The sequence below is a fragment of the Falsihalocynthiibacter sp. BN13B15 genome (assembly GCF_041205415.1).
GTDB lineage: Bacteria > Pseudomonadota > Alphaproteobacteria > Rhodobacterales > Rhodobacteraceae > Falsihalocynthiibacter > Falsihalocynthiibacter arcticus.
In genome coordinates, this window is sequence record NZ_JBGFCE010000001.1 from 488,583 (window position 1) to 506,672 (window position 18,090).

General features: G+C 55.2%; 18 protein-coding genes. 9 read left to right on the forward strand and 9 right to left on the reverse strand.

Features of this window, described 5'->3' with window-relative positions; translation table 11 throughout:
• Positions 1 to 58: 58 nt before the first annotated feature.
• The 4 genes from AB9F26_RS02390 to AB9F26_RS02405 form a co-directional block, all read right to left on the reverse strand.
• On the reverse strand, positions 59 to 1,540 hold the full coding sequence (locus tag AB9F26_RS02390) for an inorganic phosphate transporter (RefSeq protein ID WP_039002724.1): 1,482 nt from the start codon (positions 1,538 to 1,540) through the stop codon (positions 59 to 61).
• A gap of 75 nt (positions 1,541 to 1,615) precedes the next feature.
• Positions 1,616 to 2,071, reverse strand: coding sequence for an NUDIX hydrolase (locus AB9F26_RS02395; RefSeq protein WP_335584978.1), 456 nt, complete (start codon positions 2,069 to 2,071; stop codon positions 1,616 to 1,618).
• Positions 2,072 to 2,138: 67 nt separating this feature from the next.
• A complete protein-coding gene (gene hrpB, locus AB9F26_RS02400) occupies positions 2,139 to 4,679 on the reverse strand; it encodes an ATP-dependent helicase HrpB (RefSeq protein ID WP_369767190.1) in 2,541 nt (846 codons plus the stop codon).
• Positions 4,618 to 5,355 (reverse strand): DUF3108 domain-containing protein, encoded by a 738-nt coding sequence (locus tag AB9F26_RS02405; protein WP_335584976.1) that lies wholly within the window; start codon positions 5,353 to 5,355, stop codon positions 4,618 to 4,620. Before AB9F26_RS02405 ends, hrpB begins: the two co-directional genes overlap by 62 nt.
• A gap of 116 nt (positions 5,356 to 5,471) precedes the next feature.
• Between AB9F26_RS02405 and meaB the strand changes: the two genes are divergently transcribed.
• From meaB to AB9F26_RS02425, 4 genes are all read left to right on the forward strand, one after another.
• Positions 5,472 to 6,470, forward strand: a complete 999-nt coding sequence (gene meaB / locus AB9F26_RS02410) for a methylmalonyl Co-A mutase-associated GTPase MeaB (protein WP_369767191.1) — start codon at positions 5,472 to 5,474, stop codon at positions 6,468 to 6,470.
• 199 nt (positions 6,471 to 6,669) lie between these two features.
• Complete coding sequence (gene rpmB, locus AB9F26_RS02415) at positions 6,670 to 6,960, forward strand: 50S ribosomal protein L28 (protein WP_039002721.1); 291 nt, start codon at positions 6,670 to 6,672, stop codon at positions 6,958 to 6,960.
• Positions 6,961 to 6,996: 36 nt separating this feature from the next.
• Entirely contained in the window at positions 6,997 to 7,461 is a 465-nt protein-coding gene (locus tag AB9F26_RS02420; RefSeq protein WP_369767192.1) for a hypothetical protein, read from the forward strand.
• Positions 7,462 to 7,514: 53 nt separating this feature from the next.
• A complete protein-coding gene (locus AB9F26_RS02425; RefSeq protein ID WP_369767193.1) occupies positions 7,515 to 8,015 on the forward strand; it encodes a copper chaperone PCu(A)C in 501 nt (166 codons plus the stop codon).
• Between the two features lie 55 nt (positions 8,016 to 8,070).
• Here the strand turns inward: AB9F26_RS02425 and AB9F26_RS02430 are convergent, their stop codons facing one another.
• On the reverse strand, positions 8,071 to 8,400 hold the full coding sequence (locus AB9F26_RS02430; protein ID WP_369767194.1) for a hypothetical protein: 330 nt from the start codon (positions 8,398 to 8,400) through the stop codon (positions 8,071 to 8,073).
• 297 nt (positions 8,401 to 8,697) lie between these two features.
• Between AB9F26_RS02430 and lepA the strand changes: the two genes are divergently transcribed.
• Positions 8,698 to 10,497: a translation elongation factor 4 gene (gene lepA / locus AB9F26_RS02435; RefSeq protein ID WP_369767195.1), complete on the forward strand. Its 1,800-nt coding sequence runs from the start codon at positions 8,698 to 8,700 to the stop codon at positions 10,495 to 10,497.
• Between the two features lie 787 nt (positions 10,498 to 11,284).
• On the opposite strand, the gene AB9F26_RS02440 is transcribed toward lepA, so the two are convergent.
• Positions 11,285 to 11,572, reverse strand: a complete 288-nt coding sequence (locus tag AB9F26_RS02440; protein WP_335584970.1) for a hypothetical protein — start codon at positions 11,570 to 11,572, stop codon at positions 11,285 to 11,287.
• Between the two features lie 161 nt (positions 11,573 to 11,733).
• On the opposite strand from AB9F26_RS02440, the gene AB9F26_RS02445 reads away from it, so the two are divergent.
• The gene (locus AB9F26_RS02445; RefSeq protein WP_369767196.1) at positions 11,734 to 12,291 is read left to right on the forward strand and encodes a PhnA domain-containing protein; all 558 of its coding nucleotides are present in this window, start codon (positions 11,734 to 11,736) and stop codon (positions 12,289 to 12,291) included.
• A 71-nt stretch (positions 12,292 to 12,362) separates the two neighbouring features.
• A complete protein-coding gene (locus AB9F26_RS02450) occupies positions 12,363 to 12,545 on the forward strand; it encodes a CTP synthetase (protein WP_335584969.1) in 183 nt (60 codons plus the stop codon).
• 2 nt (positions 12,546 to 12,547) lie between these two features.
• On the opposite strand, the gene AB9F26_RS02455 is transcribed toward AB9F26_RS02450, so the two are convergent.
• On the reverse strand, positions 12,548 to 13,303 hold the full coding sequence (locus AB9F26_RS02455) for an alpha/beta fold hydrolase (RefSeq protein ID WP_335584968.1): 756 nt from the start codon (positions 13,301 to 13,303) through the stop codon (positions 12,548 to 12,550).
• Positions 13,304 to 13,388: 85 nt separating this feature from the next.
• Between AB9F26_RS02455 and AB9F26_RS02460 the strand changes: the two genes are divergently transcribed.
• Positions 13,389 to 13,760, forward strand: coding sequence for a hypothetical protein (locus AB9F26_RS02460; protein WP_369757580.1), 372 nt, complete (start codon positions 13,389 to 13,391; stop codon positions 13,758 to 13,760).
• 56 nt (positions 13,761 to 13,816) lie between these two features.
• Here AB9F26_RS02460 and glyA read toward each other — a convergent pair whose 3' ends face one another.
• Entirely contained in the window at positions 13,817 to 15,112 is a 1,296-nt protein-coding gene (gene glyA / locus AB9F26_RS02465) for a serine hydroxymethyltransferase (protein WP_369757581.1), read from the reverse strand.
• A 185-nt stretch (positions 15,113 to 15,297) separates the two neighbouring features.
• Here glyA and AB9F26_RS02470 point away from each other — a divergent pair, with 185 nt between their 5' ends.
• Positions 15,298 to 16,059, forward strand: coding sequence for an NAD kinase (locus AB9F26_RS02470; RefSeq protein WP_039002712.1), 762 nt, complete (start codon positions 15,298 to 15,300; stop codon positions 16,057 to 16,059).
• A 34-nt stretch (positions 16,060 to 16,093) separates the two neighbouring features.
• Here AB9F26_RS02470 and prpE read toward each other — a convergent pair whose 3' ends face one another.
• Positions 16,094 to 17,983, reverse strand: a complete 1,890-nt coding sequence (prpE, locus tag AB9F26_RS02475) for a propionate-CoA ligase PrpE (protein ID WP_369767197.1) — start codon at positions 17,981 to 17,983, stop codon at positions 16,094 to 16,096.
• Positions 17,984 to 18,090 lie beyond the last annotated feature (107 nt).

Sequence of the window (18,090 nt, forward strand, 5' to 3'; positions counted from 1 at the left end):
TCATTCCCACATCTAATTGAAGCGCCGAGTGTCTTGTAAGACTCTCGGCGTTCTTGTTTTAGCCAATGACGAAGTTGAGGAAGTAGAAGATTCCAGCCGACATTATCGCGGCTGCGGGCACGGTGATCACCCATGCCGCGATGATTGTCATAAAGTGGCTGCGACGCACCAATTTGCGCCGACGCCGCTCCTCAACCGCGATGCGTTTCTCTGGTGCGCGCGTTTCGCGGCTCTTGGCAAGGCGACGTTCCGTACTCCATTCGCGATAAAATCCAACGCCGAAAATTCCGCCAATTGCGATATGCGTTGAACTCACAGGCAGGCCCAACCAGCTGGCGATAATTACGGTGACCGCAGCGGAAAGGGCAACGCAATAGGCGCGCATCGGGTTGAGCTTGGTGATCTGGCTGCCCACCATGCGGATGAGTTTTGGACCAAACAGCACGAGACCAAACGAAATGCCAAGCGCCCCAATCACCATAACCCAAAGGGGAATTTCAACCTTCGACGAAAAGTCGCCAAATTCAGCAGCGTGGACGATGGCCGCCAATGGCCCCACCGCATTCGCAACGTCATTGGCCCCATGCGCAAACGATAGCATGGCGGCCGAAATCACGAGGGGGGCCGCAAAAAGCGCCTTGAGGGATTTGTTGCGATTCTCAAGCCCTTCAGACTGGCGTTTGATCAGCGGCGCAGAAACAACATAAACAACTGCCCCGATACCCGCGCCAATCAACAACGCCATGCCGATGTCAATTTCGATGATTTTTTTCAAGCCTTTAAGCGAAAGATACGCCGAAAAAGCCGCCGCCATGACTCCCATCAAAACAGGCACCCACTTGCGCGCTGCTGCGATTTTGTCGTCCTGATAGATAATTTTCGCTTTGATAAATGCCAGACACGCCGCCGCGATTGCGCCGCCCAAAACCGGAGAAATTACCCAACTTGCCGCGATTGTTCCCATCGTTGGCCAATTCACCACAGAAAAGCCAGCCGCCGCGATACCCGCGCCCATAACGCCGCCAACCACAGAGTGGGTGGTGGAAACAGGTGCTCCAACGAAGGTCGCAAGGTTAACCCAAAGCGCCGAACTGATGAGGGCGGCCATCATGGCCCAGATGAATACTTTGGTGTCCGTAAAGCTCGCGGGGTCGATAATCCCTTTTGAGATCGTTGAAACAACATCTCCGCCCGCTATCAAGGCTCCCGCACTCTCGAAAAATGCAGCAATAACAATGGCAGATCCCAAAGTCAGGGCGTTGGCGCCAACCGCTGGGCCCATGTTGTTCGCGACGTCGTTGGCTCCGATATTGATCGCCATATACGCGCCAAAACCTGCCGCAGCGATGACAACGAAATTGGACGAAGTGGCGTCAAAGAAAATGGCGGCGGTAATGATGGTCAGCGCAATAAAGGCGAGTGCGATACCTGGGGCCACCAACGGCCGCGACACATATGCGGTCGCGGACTCAAGCTGGCTGATCCGGTTAAGGTCTTTGTCCAGCGTCTGCCACTGGTTGGTCTTTGGAGAATCCGACATGTGTTACCCCTCGGCTACGTTGCGGAAGCGCTAAACGTCGCAGCCGAGTGGATCAAGAGTTTTGTCGAGAAACTGTTACAATGCCGCCAAAATAGCACTTAGTTCTGGTTCTTGAACCATATTCGCCGCTTCCGTTGGCGTCACCCATTTGCGTTCGCGCTGATCAGCTTCAGGGAATTTATCGCAAATTTCCGTCACGGTCATTTCAAATACGGACGTATCACACCAAGAAATTCCACCGGAATCCATCGACTTTTCGTACGAAAATTGCCCGATGGGGGTGCTGTTGACTTCGCCTTTGACGCCCGCTTCTTCCCAAGCTTCCTGCATCGCAGCGTTGGGCGCATCGAGTCCGTCAATGGGCCAACCTTTTGGTAAAATCCAGCGGCCCGTATCGCGGCTGGTAATTAAAAGGACGCGTTTGTCCACTCCCTTGCCCTGATAGCAAAGCGCAGCAACTTGAACCCGCGCGGGGCGTTTGAATATTGGGGACACGTATTCTGCCCAAGCTTTCTTGAGTGCATTCGTCATTCTACTCGCCTCGTTTTTATTATTTTTGCTAAATATACGTTAATTTTAAGTAAAAGGCAACGTTTGCCTACTTCCGAGGCTTGGCGCGCAGGGTTGGTTTTTCCTGCGTCGGGTCGTCCGGCCACGGATGTTTCGGATAGCGCCCCCGCATATCTTTTCGCACATCCACATAGGATGTCGCCCAAAACCCCGGAAGATCCGCCGTTGTTTGCAAGGGTTTGCGTGCGGGCGAAAGAAGAGTGATTCGCAAAGGGATGCGCGTAGGGCCAACCGTTGGATGCTGCGAAACGCCAAACATTTCTTGCAAACGCACGGCGATTTCGGGCGCCTCTCCCGCGTAGTCAATCGGCACTTTATTCCCAAGCGGCGTCACAAAACTCGCGGGCGCGAGGCGGTCAAGGGTTTGGGTTTGCTCCCACGTCAGCATTTGGCGCAGGGCTTCGGATGGATCGAAATTCCGCAGTTGTCCCTCGGTTTTGAGGCCCAGTAGATGGGGGAGAAGCCATGTCTCGGCGCTGTCCAAAAGGCTTTGGCTTTCCGTCACGGGAAAGCCATCCGATTCAAACAGGGCAATCCGCGCAAGAAGGCGATCCGAGGCCGCAGTGTGCGGTAGGCCGATTTCGCGAATCCCCTCCAGCGCGGATTGGGCAATTTGGCCTTCTGGCGCGTCGCTCCAATGCTGATCCGTCAACACCAACGCCCCCAAACGCTCCTCTCGCCGTGCGACTACTTTTTTCTCTCGGCGTGACCATCGACAGGTATTTTGCCATTGAATTTGATCGGCAAACAGCCTGCGCAGGCTTGACGCGGGCAGGGCGATCGCTTGACGAATGCGCGCCTCATGAAGAGTGCCGTCCAAATCGGTGGCGACCAAGAGGTCCACTTTTGACAGAGGGTCTGTGTCGTCCATAATTGCGCCCTTACCGCCGGACAAAAGGAACCGGGGCGCGGAGCCAGATCGACGCAATGCAATGCGATCTGGATAGGCCAAAGAGGCCAGTTCAGCCGAAGAGTATTTCGCCCCCGAATGTTTGATATGTGATACCAGCCGCGCCAACGCTTTGGCGTCACTTCGTAGGGTTTCGATGGTCGCACGATGAAGCGTGTAAGGATGTGCGCGTTGGAACGCGGTCGGGTTTTCGATCGCTTTCAAGCGTAGGTTTACGTCAGAGGGACCACCCCTTAAGGGATCTCGGCCCGCAATAAGCGCGGCCAGTGGTGCACCCGCCGCGCCGCCCAAAAGGAGCATATGTCCAAGTCGCGGATGTACGGGAAGGGCGGCGATTTTACGGCCATGCGGTGTAATTCTGCCGCTTACGTCCAGCGCGCCCAACTCCAGCAGGAGCCGTTTTGCCTCGGCAAAGCCACCCGCACTCGGCGGTGTGAGAAACGCTAACTCGTCTGGTGAGGCGGCCCCCCAAAGGGCAAGTTCAAGCACAAGCGAGGTCAGGTCTGCGGCTTCGACTTCGGCGGGCGCAAAGGCGGGCAGGGCGCCCTCTTGGCCCTTGGTCCAAAGTCGATAGCATGTGCCAGCAGAGACCCGCCCCGCGCGGCCACGGCGTTGTTCTGCTTCGGCGCGGGACACGGGCTCGGTCACAAGGCGCGACATGCCAGAATTGGGATCAAACCGCGCACGGCGCGCGCGGCCACAATCAACCACGACCTGGATGTCCTGAATGGTGAGGGAGGTTTCGGCGATGGAGGTGGCCAGAACAATCTTTCGCCCCGATTTTGCGGGGGAAATTGCGGCGCGTTGATCGGCGAAACTCATGGCGCCAAAAAGCGTATGGATGGTGATGTCGGAAGAAACGCGTCCCGCAAGTAGCCCTGCGACGCGCCGTATTTCGCCCTCGCCGGGGAGGAAAACCAGAATGCCGCCCTCGGTTTCTTGGGCCGCCTGCGCAACCAAATCCGCGGAGGCCTGTTCAAAACGGATGGTTTTGGCAAGAGGTTTGGGTAGGTGCAAGGTCTCGACGGCAAAGGCCCGCCCCTCCGAGGTGACAATCGGTGCGTCGTTAAGCAGAGCGGCGACGGGGGCGGCATCCAACGTGGCGGACATGACCACAAGTTTGAGATCGGGCCGCAACGCGCCGCGGATTTCCCAAGCCAGCGCCAACCCCAAATCGGCATTCAAGCTGCGTTCGTGGAATTCATCAAAGATCACGACGGACACGCCGGAAAGCTCCGCGTCCGACTGAATCATCCGCGTCAGAATGCCTTCGGTCACGACCTCGATGCGCGTGGCGGGGCCGACAACGCTCTCGCCTTTGATTCGATAGCCGACGGTCTGGCCAACCTTCTCGCCCAAGGATTGCGCCATCCGTTCCGCCGCTGCACGGGTGGCCAAACGGCGCGGTTCGAGCATGAGAATACGGCCCCCACCTTCGCTCAAATCCGCGAGGCCAGCTTCCAGAAGCACCAAAGGAACGCGTGTCGTTTTCCCCGCCCCAGGAGGGGCCTGCAAAACGACACGGCCCTCACTTCGGAGGGCCGCAACCAGCGCAGGGAGGGCGTCATCTATAGGCAGTTTTTCGTGGCGCACGTCGTTACTTTCGTTTGATGACGACCTTGCCAAAAAGGGACTCAGAACTGATGCGCTGAACACCATAGCGGCCGTCGCTTAAGGCCCCATAGGTCAAGGTGAAGCGGAAGTCGGTGCGTTCTTGCATGTCTTCGGGGGAGAAGCCACCGAGCCTGCGATAAACCCCACTACAGGAAATTTCGTTCCCGTTCTTGCTTGGAGCACCGAGTACGATTTCGCTCAGGCGTCGCCCGTCAAACATCTTCTGATTCAAGGTACAGGCGTCACTCTCTTCCACGTTCCGCAAAGCGCTATAGATCATGGAGAGCGGATCGAGCGTGCCTTTTTGCCCCGCGGGATTTACATCATAGTCCCGCTTGGTGCGTGGTGGATCAAGCTTGAGAACTTGCGGCACGCCGTTTTTGTAATTCAACTGCGAACTTTGTTCGCGCCGCCCCGTGTCGGCCTGTTCGGCATAGGATTGTGGGCTGAGTTTGCCGTTTTTCACCGCGCCTTTGACCTGTGCTTTGTAGCTGACCTTTACAAGCGAGCCGATAAGACCGGTGCTGCGCACGTAGCCCGCAACCTGATAGGCCTTGCCATTGTTTTGAGCGCTAATTGTCAGCTGCCCTGCAGGGATGCCGCCGATATAGAGCTTGAAATCGCCGTTTTCTGCTTGCGCCTGCGCGGTGGTGCCGCCGATCGCCAGCAGAGTCGCCACGCCAAGGCTGGCTGCAATAAGGCGTAAATTGAATGTCCGCATGAAATGAGTGTTCCTTCTTGTCTTTACTCAAGGTATGTCAAAAAGATGGGGTAAAAGGAATTGTTATCCAATATCATGACTATATCGCGTTACGAAAACCGGCGAAAGGCTGCCAATTGAGCGCACAGACTATTACAGAACGCGCACAATCGGTGCTTGACGGGGATCGCCGCGCCCTTGCGCGGGCGATCACCTTGATTGAAAGCGCCAAGCCCAGCCACCGTGTAGAGGCGCTTGCCTTGCTCGATGCACTGCGCGCCGCCGGACCCCAACCCGCCCGACAAGCTCTTCGGATTGGCTTGTCCGGCACGCCAGGGGTCGGCAAATCCACCTTCATCGAGAGCTTTGGCATGATGCTGGTGGGGCAGGGGTTGCGCGTGGCGGTCCTCGCTGTGGATCCAAGCTCGACGCGCTCTGGTGGCTCTATTCTGGGCGATAAAACCCGCATGAACCTGCTGGCGCGCGAAGCCAACGCCTATATCCGCCCCACCCCGAGCAGCAACCGTCTGGGCGGTGTCGCCCGCCGCACTCGCGAAGCGACCATCCTCTGCGAGGCCGCAGGGTTTGACATCATCCTCATCGAAACCGTCGGCGTGGGCCAAAGCGAAACCATGGTCGCGGGCATATCGGACGTGTTCCTCCTCCTAATGGCACCCGCAGGTGGCGACGAGTTGCAAGGCGTGAAGCGCGGCATCATGGAAATCGCTGACATGATTGTGGTCAACAAGGCCGACGGCGACCTCAAGCCCGCCGCGACACGTACCTGTGCCGATTACGCGGGGGCCTTGATGTTGTTGCGCAAGCGCGAGCAAGACCCTGAGGGCTTTCCCAAGGCCATGCTCGCCTCCGCCATTGAGGAAAACGGGCTGGACGCGATCTGGGCCGAAGTCCAAGCGCTGATTGCATGGCGCAAATCGGCGGGGATCTGGCAGAAGAATCGCACAGCTCAAGCGGCAGCGTGGTTTCGCGAAGAAGTCGAAGCTGGCCTTTTGGCCCGACTCACCGAGGATTTTACCCTGAAATCCGCTTTTGAGCGCGAAATGGACGCCGTTCAGCGCGGCGAGTCCACCCCATCTGCCGCCGCCGCCACGGTGCTTGGGGCCTTGAAAGACTGACAATTCGCAGATAATTCACCCCAAGGCGCTTTTTGCACGAATTCTGGGCAATCAAACCCGCCAGCCGCTTGACGGCCCCAGTGATTCCGCGTATCAGCCCCAGACGGAATTCAGGGTATCCCTTTTCGGATGCCCATTTTATGTTATCGGCCACAGATCGGGATACGCCCGTGATCGGCCACGATCTGAGGAATACATCATGTCACGTCGTTGCGAATTGACTGGAAAAGGCCCTATGTCTGGCAACAATGTCAGCCATGCTAAAAACCGTACGCGTCGTCGGTTCTTGCCGAACTTGAACGACGTTTCGTTGCAGTCCGAAATGCTCGGTCGCACGTTCAAATTCAGAATCTCTGCTGCGGCTCTTCGCTCCGTTGATCATCGTGGTGGTCTGGACGCATATCTTGCCAAAGCAAAAGACACTGAGCTTTCTATCTCCGCTCAGAAAGTCAAAAAAGACATCGCTAAAGCGCAAGCTACAGCAGCCTAATATCGCTCAGTCACTTGCCAATAGGTGAGTCTCTGGATGATCAGTTTTAAAAGCCTCACCTTTTTGGTGGGGCTTTTTGCTTTTCACTTACGCGCCGTTTTGTCGCTTTGCCTCCCCCAGTGGGAGGCCTATAGTTGGCGCATGTTTATACCTCGTTCAAAATCCACATCAATGCTTGCCGCTGTTTTGGCGCTGGTTATGGTTTTGACCAGCATGGCAACCGCAATGGGGCAAATGCGGGGCGCAGCCGTCGGCGAGATGGTTCTTTGCACGGGATACGGTCCGCGCGTTGTTCAAATTGATGCACAGGGGCAGCCCGTCGAGGCGCGCACAACCTGTCCCGATTGCCTCCTTTCCGCCGTCATTCTTGATGCGCCCGCGTCGACGTTCACAACGGATATGGTGTTTACATCTGCGGACTTGCGGCGCGTTTCGGTGGCATTCCCCACACGCCCTTTGCGCAGCAAGGCCCACAGTCCGCGTGCGCCACCTTTGGTCTGACACCCCTCGTCAAAACTCTCTAACACCCCAAAATCATTACGAAAGGGCATTCTATGTCTTTCACTTTATCCCTACGCGCGCCGCTCGCCGCCGCGTTTATCGCCGCTTTTGCCTTGCCTGCAAGTGCCGAAATCCTGATCCACGACGCCTATGCGCGCTCCGCGACTCCCGTCGCCAAAACGGGCGCGGCGTTTTTTGAAGTTATGAACACGGGCGAGGCCGACCAACTTATTGGCGTGTCGTCCGATATCGCTCCGCGCGTTGAGTTGCATACCCACAAGGACATGGGCAATGGCATTATGAAAATGATGCATGTGGAGGAGGGATTCGCGATTCCGGCCGATGGGATGTACCAACTTAAACGCGGTGGCGATCACGTCATGATGATGGGATTGGACAAGGGGTTGGCAAATGGCGAGACCGTTTCAATCGTCCTGCATTTTGAAAACGCGGGCGATGTCGCGGTTGAAATTCCCGTAGACAATGACCGCACGCCAGAAGACGAGGCCGACCGCTCTTCAATGGATCACGAAACACCCGAAGTCTCGCAATAAACGGCAGGGATAGGGGCGTGGGAAATCGCGCCCTTATTCACCTAAAATCAGCCGCTTAACCCCTGCAGAATGTGGCCGCCGTTTGGCCGAACTCTTTGTACCGAAGCCAGAATTTCTCGTGGCTGCTATTGTTTGACTGGCGGATTTCTTGCGCCCTGTGGGGGTCATCAAAAAACTTCGCTGCGGTTTTTTGATCGCTGCGGGAAAGCATCATATCCGCAACATCCTGAATACACCCGCACAAGGGTTTGGATGCGGCTTTGCGCTCCGATTTCACACATGCACGCTCAATTGTCTTTGCAGCGTGAACTTCTGAAACGGGGAGGGAAACTGTCGCCAATGGGGACATGCAAAGGGCTAGAACGGCCATTTTAAAAGGTTTCATAAGAATTGCCTATAGTTTGATTTCGCTCAGTCCGCCCTCTTCGGGATCATCACTGGGCCTGCTACCCTGACAATATTGCAAATTTTTCATCGCAAATCAATTCCATATATATTGCGGTCCATATGCCCAAAAGCCACAGGATTTGGGTTTTACGCCTGATTGCCCAAGTCCCAAAACCGCTAGAATCGCAGGCAATGAACCGCCCCCACCAGAATTCGTTCAAAATAACGCCGAACTGCCCCTCCAAACGATCAACCCCGCTTGACCAGACCACAATTCCACCGCATATCAAACGCTATGACTGATCTTGATAAAATCCGCAATTTCTCAATCGTGGCGCATATTGACCACGGTAAATCCACCCTCGCTGACCGGCTCATCCAAGAGACCGGCACTGTGGCCCTGCGCGATATGCAAGCCCAGATGCTCGACAGCATGGATATCGAGCGCGAGCGTGGCATTACCATCAAGGCCAACACCGTGCGCATCAATTACAAGGCGGACGACGGGTTCGATTACGTTCTCAATCTGATCGACACCCCCGGCCACGTGGATTTCGCCTACGAAGTGTCCCGCAGCATGCGTGCCGTCGAGGGCTCGCTTCTGGTTGTGGACGCCAGCCAAGGCGTTGAGGCCCAAACCCTCGCCAACGTCTACCACGCTTTGGATGCCGACCACGAAATCGTTCCCATCCTGAATAAAATCGACTTGCCAGCGGCGGATTGTGATCGCGTCGCCGAGCAAATCGAAGACGTCATTGGCATCGACGCCTCTGGCGCCATCCAAGTTTCCGCCAAAACCGGCCAAGGCATCCATGAAACCCTCGAGGCCATCGTCACCCGCCTTCCAGCCCCAAAAGGCGACCGTTCCGCGCCGCTCAAAGCCATGCTCGTCGACAGTTGGTACGACTCCTACCTCGGCGTGATCGTCCTTGTGCGCATCATTGATGGCGTCCTGAAAAAGGGCGACAAAATCCGCATGATGCAAAACGGTTCTGTCCATCCCGTTGATCGCATTGGCGTTTTCAAACCCGGTATGATCATGATCGACGAACTTGGCCCCGGCGAAATAGGCTTCCTGACCGCCTCGATCAAACAGGTCCGCGACACCCGCGTTGGCGATACGATCACCCATGAAAAAGGCGGCTGTACCCAAGCCCTCCCCGGCTTCAAACCCGCGCAACCCGTTGTTTTCTGTGGCCTCTTCCCCGTTGATGCCGCCGAATTCGAAGACCTGCGCGATTCCATCGAAAAACTCGCCCTCAACGACGCCTCCTTCAGCTACGAGATGGAAACCTCCGCCGCGCTGGGCTTTGGCTTCCGCTGTGGCTTCCTTGGCCTCCTCCACCTTGAGGTGATCCGCGACCGTATCGAGCGTGAATATGACATCGATCTGATCACCACCGCGCCCTCGGTTATCTATCATATCTTGATGAAAGACGGCACCGATCAGGAGCTGCACAACCCCGCCGACATGCCCGATCTCACCTATGTCGAGCACATCAAAGAGCCGCGCATCAAGGCCACAATCCTTGTGCCCGACGAGTATCTCGGCGACGTCCTCAAACTCTGCCAAGACCGTCGCGGCGTGCAACTCGACCTCACCTACGCGGGCGCCCGCGCCATGGTTGTCTATGATTTGCCGCTCAATGAAGTTGTCTTTGATTTCTACGACCGTCTAAAATCGGTCACCAAAGGCTACGCGTCCTTTGATTATCAAATGACCGGCTACCAAGAAGATTTCCTTGTTAAAATGACCGTCCTCGTCAACGAGGAACCCGTCGACGCGCTCTCCACCATGGTCCACCGCGATCGCGCCGAACAACGGGGCCGCGCTATGGTTGAAAAACTCAAAGACCTGATCCCGCGCCACATGTTCAAAATCCCGATCCAAGCCGCCATCGGTGGCCGCGTCGTCGCCCGCGAAACCCTCTCTGCCATGCGCAAAGACGTGACCGCGAAATGCTACGGCGGCGACATGACCCGCAAGAAAAAGCTGCTCGAAAAGCAGAAAAAAGGCAAAAAGAAAATGCGTCAATTCGGGAAAGTAGAAATCCCGCAGCAAGCCTTTATCAATGCGTTGAAAATGGACGATTAATACCTAACCCCGCCTCTGGCGGGGTTTTCTATTCTCATGGCTTATGTGAGAATTTGTCACTTAAGCTTGCAAGAACTGTTGAGCTCTTCAACGAAACCTGTATGATTTTAGGTGGACTGCTAGGGAAAGAGTTTGGAAATTCTTCCCTAGCAGCGCCGGCTCTGTCGCGATGCGACGGTACATTCCTTTTGGAAGGGAGTGTACAGCCCAAAGCACCTAACGTGTTGCTAGAAACTATTCGGAGTACAATATATTGTGTCTCCTGCTGGGCTAAATACACAATACAGCCTTGCCAATGGAGACAGCAACGTAATTGTTTGAGTTATCCACTGGTTTTTTTCGTTGACCTATAGGCACAGAGGCGTTTTTGGCACTCGACTTGATTTGATTCATGGGTAGTTGGCCTTATTTTTCACTCTTTTCGCTCGCGTGGTGCAAAAAGAATGGAGCCTCACCCCACCCTCATTATACGCATATTTATACCCTACTTCGAATGCTGTTCTGTGTCGCCTCCGCCACAGTAAAAATCCACTACGGCGTGCTCCAATAGACATGGTCTGGAAAATGGGGGGCTAAGTGTAGGTGTTTTAGTTCTGTTGCTAACTGCCTGATTTTCCAAATCAGGCAGCGCCCGATCCGCCCCCGCCGTTTTCAAGAATGCGCGGGCGCTTCGCTTCCACCCCTCGGATCGTGCGCCGCATCCCAATCCCGTTGCACCCCCCTCAAACCATTCACCCCCAAAATCCCCTCACCAAAACCAAACCGCGCCCCCCAAAAAACCAAAACGTCATTCCCCCATCTCCTTCACCCACCGAATCCGCGCCGCCAGCGCATCCGACCAAATCCCGTATTTCGTCATCAGCACGCTCGGCCGCTTCCCCGTTTCAGGGTCGCGCTCCCCGTGGGTCTCGTCGTCCTGTTTCTCCCAAATGCGGTGCAGGTCCTCCATCGGCACAATCGCCCCAATAGGCTTGCCATGCATCGCGATCACCGCAATTTTCTTGCCGTGCTGAACCTGACCCAAAATCCGCGACATTTCCCACCGCAACTCCGTCGCATTCACCTCAAAAACCATCGTTACCCTCTTTAAAAAGTTTAAAAATCGACCCTCAGAGTATTTAAAAACTTTAAACTTTCGCCTGTTTCAACGCGCGGCGCGTTAACGAGTGCCCTTGGCAAACCAAGTGTCGCTCTGCTACAGATAGAGGATAAAAATGTTCCCTTGGAGATCCCCCAATGCCCCTTAATGCCCTCTCAGCTCGTTCCGGCGATCAATGTGAATTATGCGGCTCAAGCGACGCCTTGGGGGTCCATGATGTGGGCCCGAATTCCGACAACACCGTGCACATGTCGGCTCATATTTGCCAGAAATGCCGCGCACAGATTGACGGTGAACTCGACCCAAGTCATTGGCGTTGCTTGACTTCTGCCATGTGGAGCGAGCACGAACCCGTAAAAGTCCTCGTCTGGCGCTTGCTGGATCGCCTCAAAGCCGAAGCATGGGCACACGACCTTTTTGATATGCTCTACCTTGACGACGCCACTCTAGAATGGGCCAAAGCCGGCGCCAAAACCCCCACCTTGATCCACAAAGATTGCAACGGAAACGTGCTCTCCGCAGGGGATTCAGTCACCCTCGTCAAAGCCCTCCCCGTAAAAGGCGCAGGCTTCACCGCCAAGCAAGGCACTGCGGTACGAAACATCTCTCTCGTGTCCGACAACGCAGGCCACATCGAAGGCCGCGTAGAAGGGCAACGTATTGTTATCCTGACGGAATTTGTAAAAAAGAGCTAGATGACATAGATCAAGGTAAGCTCCGAGAAAACCCGTAATGTTCCCCGCAGGACGCGCAAAAGGAGCCTGATATGAACCGTTTAACACTGCTGATGTTTACCATAATTGCCCCCAGTATGGCGGGCCTCGGCGTCATCATCGCACTGGTCACAGGCAACGATACACTGTCCCCGATTTTGATCGCGGCCGCCCTTGGGTTTGTCGCGGGTTTTCCGGTCTCTTATTTTGTTTCCAAGAAAATTGCAGATCTTTAAAGCTAGCTGAAAAACGCCCGAATACTGGCCTCAAAGTCACGTGGGTTTTCGGCGTGCAGCCAATGCCCGACGTCGGGCATTTTGGCAAAATAGACGTTTGAAAACAACGCTTTAATGAGGGGGCGATGCGCGGGCAAAACATACTCTGATGCGCCGCCAGATAAAAACAGCGTCGGCTTGTCAAACACGCCCGTCAACTCAGGAAAACCAAGAATCCTATCCATTTGATCTGCCAAAACGTCCAGATTAAGACGCCATTCCTGCGCCTTAACGTCAAGGGATTGCAGCAAAAACGCGCGCACACCGTCCTCTGGAATTGCATCGCGCAGTAGACGATCAGCATCAGAACGTTTCTCAACCTGCGCAAGGTCCAGTGACCGCATCGCCTCAATAAGGGGCATTTGCGTATGAGAATACGCAACCGGCGCAATATCCGCGACGAGCAACCGGTTCACAAGATCAGGTGATTGAACCGCCAGTACCATCGCGGCTTTTCCCCCCATCGAATGCCCCAATACATCCATGGGCGCGCCGAGGTCGTTGATGACATGCGCAAGGTCATCGGCCATATCCATATAGCTTTGCGATGAATATCGCGGACTCTCGCCGTGGTTGCGCATATCGACAGTGTGGACAACGCGGTCCTCAGCGAGGCGTTTTGCTATGACACCCCAATTGCGCGCCGATCCAAACAGGCCGTGCACGATTAAGAGGGGCGGGAGGGCGCTTGAATGACCCTGTGTATAGGTTTTCAACATATCTTTCTGTACCTCGAAAAATTCCTTTAGGCCAGTGGCTTGAGCTGAATCCCTTTGGCCTGTATGGTCTTGCGACGAGGTATTTATGAATTCAAGATCCCCCCGAGACTGCGCCGATGAGGTTGCGACCCTTTTGAAAAAACAACTGTCCGTTGGCGGCACAGGGCTTGACGGAAAACTGCGGCGTGGTGGGCGTCTTTTGCCGCGACATGTGCGCAAGGACGCGGAATTTCTGGCGAGCGCGGCAGCAGCCTCGCAAAATCCGAAGTTGCAGCGTTTTGTAGATTCTGGGCGGGTTGAAAAGTCGTATCTAAATTGCCTCAAGCACCTTAAAGGGATCGACAAAAGCAAACGCCGCACAGATGTTTTTCTAAGTGTTTTGAGTGGGGTAGCGTTGGGAATTCTCATTCCAGCGGCGCTTTTTACGACAGTACTCGTCTGGCGTGGGTATCTGTAAATAGGCGTGTCGGTGAAGCCTAGCGCGGAGGCAAGGCTTCACCGTTTTTCAATATCTTAGAGGTTGTCGTAAATTGGGAAGCGCGCACAGAGTGCGGCGACTTTGATTTTTACGGCCGCTTCGATATCGTGGTTTCCGTCTTCGCCATTTGCGGCGAGGCCGTCCACAACTTCGACGATCATATCGGCAATTTCACGGAATTCAGCTTCGTCGAATCCGCGTGTAGTGCCTGCGGGTGTTCCCAAACGAATGCCCGATGTTACGAAGGGTTTCTCAGGGTCAAACGGGATACCGTTCTTGTTTGTTGTGATGTTGGCGCGTTGCAGCGCTTTCTCTGTGGCATTGCCTTTGACATTTTTGGGGCGCAAATCAACCAGCATAACATGGGTGTCTGTGCCGCCTGTTACGATGTCCAAGCCGCCTTTCATAAGCTGGTCTGCAAGGGCAACCGCGTTCGCACGCACGCGCTTTTGGTAGGCTTTGAACTCAGGGCGCAGCGCTTCGCCAAAGGCGACGGCCTTGCCTGCAATCACATGCATCAAGGGGCCGCCTTGAATGCCGGGGAAGATTGCAGAATTGATTTTTTTCGCAATATCCGCGTCGTTGGTCAGGATCATCCCGCCGCGTGGGCCGCGCAAAGTCTTGTGCGTGGTGGTTGTCACGACATCTGCGTATGGGAACGGGGAAGGGTGCTCTCCTGCGGCAACAAGGCCGGCAAAGTGGGCCATATCAACCATCAAATAGGCGCCGACGCTGTCGGCAATCTCGCGGAACTTCACGAAGTCGATCTGACGGGGAATCGCGGACCCGCCCGCAATGATGAGTTTTGGTTGGTGCTCGGTGGCGAGGGCTTGGATTTGATCGTAGTCGATCAAGTTGTCCTGCAGGCGCACACCGTATTGAATGGCGTTGAACCATTTGCCGGATTGGTTTGGAGCTGCGCCGTGGGTCAGGTGCCCGCCGGAGGCAAGGTTCATCCCAAGGATGGTGTCGCCGGGCTTGATGAGGGCCGTGAAGGCACCTTGGTTGGCTTGCGAGCCTGAGTTTGGTTGGACGTTGGCAAATTCACAGCCAAAAAGTTGTTTCGCGCGATCGATTGCCAATTGTTCCGCAATATCAACATACTGGCAGCCACCGTAATACCGTTTTCCCGGGTAACCTTCGGCATATTTGTTGGTTAGGACGGTGCCTTGTGCCTCCATCACGGCTGCGGAAACGATGTTTTCGCTGGCGATCAATTCGATTTCGTCGCGTTGGCGGCCAAGTTCTTGGCGCGTTACGGCGAAAATTTCAGGATCACGGGTCTCAAGGCTTTCGGTGAAAAAACCTGGGTCGTTGCTGTTTACGGTCATCGTGGGCTCCATGGCGCGTGAAATGTTTAGGCCTTGTAGCGGTCTCGCGCCTTTCACAAAAGCCTGTTTCGCGGCATTTGTATGATATTTTGCGCCATATACATCAATTCGTGTGATCAAATATTTCCTATCTGGTCTTGTGTTTCCGATCTGCACGGGCAAACGTGGGCGAAAATGGGAATGACATGAGCGCTAGAATTCACTTCAAGGCAAACGGTACCGACATTTCACAGGCGGCACTTGCCCGTTTTCAGGCCCAGTTTGGCGACGCCCCTGAGGAAGACTGCGATGTGATCGTAGTGTTTGGTGGGGATGGCATGATGTTGCAAACCCTTCATTCCACACAACATTTGAACACGCCCGTTTTCGGAATGAACTGTGGCACCGTTGGTTTTCTGACGAACAAATACAGTGATGACAACCTTGAGGAACGGCTGCGACAGGTCGAGGAAGAAATTCTGAATCCGCTGCGCATGCACTCTGTTTCTACCGAAGGTGTGGAGCACGACCAGCTGGCAATCAACGAAGTTTCGCTTTTGCGCGCGGGGCCACAGGCCGCCAAGTTGCGGATTACTGTCGACGGGCATGTGCGGCTTTCGGAACTGATTTGCGATGGGGCCTTGGTGTCGACGCCGGCTGGGTCAACGGCCTATAACTATTCGGCGCACGGACCGATTTTGCCGATTGGGTCTGATGTTTTGGCTTTGACACCGATGGCCGCGTTCCGTCCACGGCGTTGGCGTGGGGCCTTGCTTCCAAAGGCGGCCAAAGTTCGCTTTGATGTGCTAGAACCCGAAAAACGCCCCGTGATGGTTGCCGCCGACAGTCGCTCCGAGCAGGACGTCTTGTCGGTTGAAATCTATAGCGATCCAACCATTGAGCATCGCATTCTCTTTGATGAGGGGCATGGGCTAAAAGAGCGTCTTCTCCGAGAGCAATTCGTTTAGCGGGGTGCGGACGGCCCTTTCGGGCCGCCCAATCCTATTGCGCCAGACCGACGGTTTGCAAAGCGACCCGAATTTCATCGAGCACGACCGGATCGTCAATGGTTGCGGGCATTTTGAAATCTTCGCTGTCGGCGATTTTAACCATGGTCGCCCGAAGAATTTTCCCCGAACGGGTCTTTGGCAATCTTTCAACCACAATTGCCGTTTTGAAGGCCGCAACAGGCCCGATTTTTTCGCGCACCAGCTTGACGATTTCGGCGGTAATTTCACTGTTTGGACGTGTCACACCTGAATTGAGACACAACAAGCCCAGCGGCATTTGACCTTTCAGCGCGTCGGCAACACCAATAACGGCACATTCCGCAACGTCCTGATGGCTGGCCAAGACCTCTTCCATCGCCCCCGTCGAAAGCCGGTGGCCCGCAACGTTGATGACGTCATCGGTGCGCGCCATAATATAGAGATAGCCGTCGTCATCGATATAACCCGCGTCGCCGGTTTCGTAATAGCCGGGGAAGTGCTCTAAGTAGCTGGACATAAACCGTTTTTCGGCATTCCAAAGCGTTGGAAGGGTCCCCGGCGGCAGGGGGAGCTTGATGGCAATTGCCCCGAATCCACCCGTCTGCATTGGGTGACCGCCTTCGTCCAAAATCTGAACGTCATAGCCGGGCATCGCAACCGAAGGAGAGCCGAGTTTTACCGGTAGCTCCTCAATTCCCATAGGGTTCGCAGCGATCGCCCAGCCTGTTTCGGTCTGCCACCAATGGTCAATCACCGGAACGTTCAGCTTTTCCTGCGCCCATGTGATGGTGTCTGGGTCTGCCCGCTCGCCCGCCAAATAAACGGTTTTGAGGCAGGAGAGGTCGTATTTTTTGATAAACTCCCCTGTCGGGTCTTCGCGTTTTACAGCACGAAAAGCCGTTGGTGCAGTGAAGAAACTTGCGACTTTGTGCTCGGAAATAACTCGCCAAAACGTTCCCGCATCGGGGGTGCCAATTGGTTTGCCCTCGAACACAATTGTGGTGTTCCCATGCACAAGCGGACCATAGCAAATATAGCTGTGTCCAACCACCCAACCAACATCCGATGCGGCCCAAAAGACTTCACCTGGGTCGACGTTGTAGACGTTTTTCATGGTCCAGTTTAGCGCAACAAGGTGTCCGCCGGTGGAGCGAACGACGCCCTTTGGCGCGCCTGTTGTGCCGGAAGTATAGAGGATATAGGCGGGATGATCGCCCGAAACGGGAACGCATTCTGCCGGGGCTATGCCATGCTGAAATCCGTGCCAATTAAAGTCACGTCCCTCGATGAGTTTTGCAACCTCTTGTTCTCGTTGAAGAACAATGCAAAAATCAGGCTTGTGTGTGGCAAGGTCGATCGCGCCATCCAGCAAGGGTTTATAATGGACGACCCGTCCGGGCTCGACCCCGCAGGAGGCGGCGATGATTGCTTTTGGTTTTGCGTCGTCAATCCGCACGGCAAGTTCATTCGCTGCAAATCCGCCAAAGACCACCGAGTGGATCGCCCCAAGGCGCGCGCAGGCAAGCATGGCTTCGAGCGCCTCTGGAACCATAGGCATATAGATAAGGACGCGGTCGCCTTTTTCGACACCTTTGGCCCGCAAAGCCCCCGCCAAGCTGGCCACGCGATCCCGTAACTCTAGGAACGTGATTTCGCGTTTGGTATGGGTGATGGGGCTGTCGTAAATGATGGCGGTTTGATCCGCGCGGCCATTCTCAACATGACGGTCAACGGCGTTGTAGCACGCGTTTACTTGTCCGTCTTTGAACCATTCATACAGGGGAGCATTGTCGTCAAAGAGCGCTTTGCTTGGCTTTTTAACCCAATCAATACCTTCGGCGGCCTGCATCCAAAATGTTTCGGGGTCGTTCTTCCACGCTTCATAAACCCGGGTGAAACCCATGGTTGATCCTCCTCAGAATCGCGCTCTCTAGGCATTGATAGCGGCGCTGGAACGGGGCGGCAAGGGGATACAGGTGTCTTGACCTGCGCCCGATTGCCGCCCCACAT

Coding starts and splice junctions, on each gene's coding strand:
- AB9F26_RS02420 (WP_369767192.1), top strand. CDS start 6,997: ATGATCAGTTTTAAAAGCCTCACCTTTTTGGTGGGGCTTTTTGCTTTT.
- AB9F26_RS02390 (WP_039002724.1), bottom strand. CDS start 1,540: ATGTCGGATTCTCCAAAGACCAACCAGTGGCAGACGCTGGACAAAGAC.
- AB9F26_RS02460 (WP_369757580.1), top strand. CDS start 13,389: ATGAATTCAAGATCCCCCCGAGACTGCGCCGATGAGGTTGCGACCCTT.
- AB9F26_RS02470 (WP_039002712.1), top strand. CDS start 15,298: ATGAGCGCTAGAATTCACTTCAAGGCAAACGGTACCGACATTTCACAG.
- AB9F26_RS02395 (WP_335584978.1), bottom strand. CDS start 2,071: ATGACGAATGCACTCAAGAAAGCTTGGGCAGAATACGTGTCCCCAATA.
- AB9F26_RS02450 (WP_335584969.1), top strand. CDS start 12,363: ATGAACCGTTTAACACTGCTGATGTTTACCATAATTGCCCCCAGTATG.
- AB9F26_RS02430 (WP_369767194.1), bottom strand. CDS start 8,400: ATGAAACCTTTTAAAATGGCCGTTCTAGCCCTTTGCATGTCCCCATTG.
- AB9F26_RS02405 (WP_335584976.1), bottom strand. CDS start 5,355: ATGCGGACATTCAATTTACGCCTTATTGCAGCCAGCCTTGGCGTGGCG.
- prpE (WP_369767197.1), bottom strand. CDS start 17,983: ATGGGTTTCACCCGGGTTTATGAAGCGTGGAAGAACGACCCCGAAACA.
- AB9F26_RS02455 (WP_335584968.1), bottom strand. CDS start 13,303: ATGTTGAAAACCTATACACAGGGTCATTCAAGCGCCCTCCCGCCCCTC.
- hrpB (WP_369767190.1), bottom strand. CDS start 4,679: ATGGTGTTCAGCGCATCAGTTCTGAGTCCCTTTTTGGCAAGGTCGTCA.
- rpmB (WP_039002721.1), top strand. CDS start 6,670: ATGTCACGTCGTTGCGAATTGACTGGAAAAGGCCCTATGTCTGGCAAC.
- lepA (WP_369767195.1), top strand. CDS start 8,698: ATGACTGATCTTGATAAAATCCGCAATTTCTCAATCGTGGCGCATATT.
- AB9F26_RS02445 (WP_369767196.1), top strand. CDS start 11,734: ATGCCCCTTAATGCCCTCTCAGCTCGTTCCGGCGATCAATGTGAATTA.
- AB9F26_RS02440 (WP_335584970.1), bottom strand. CDS start 11,572: ATGGTTTTTGAGGTGAATGCGACGGAGTTGCGGTGGGAAATGTCGCGG.
- glyA (WP_369757581.1), bottom strand. CDS start 15,112: ATGACCGTAAACAGCAACGACCCAGGTTTTTTCACCGAAAGCCTTGAG.
- AB9F26_RS02425 (WP_369767193.1), top strand. CDS start 7,515: ATGTCTTTCACTTTATCCCTACGCGCGCCGCTCGCCGCCGCGTTTATC.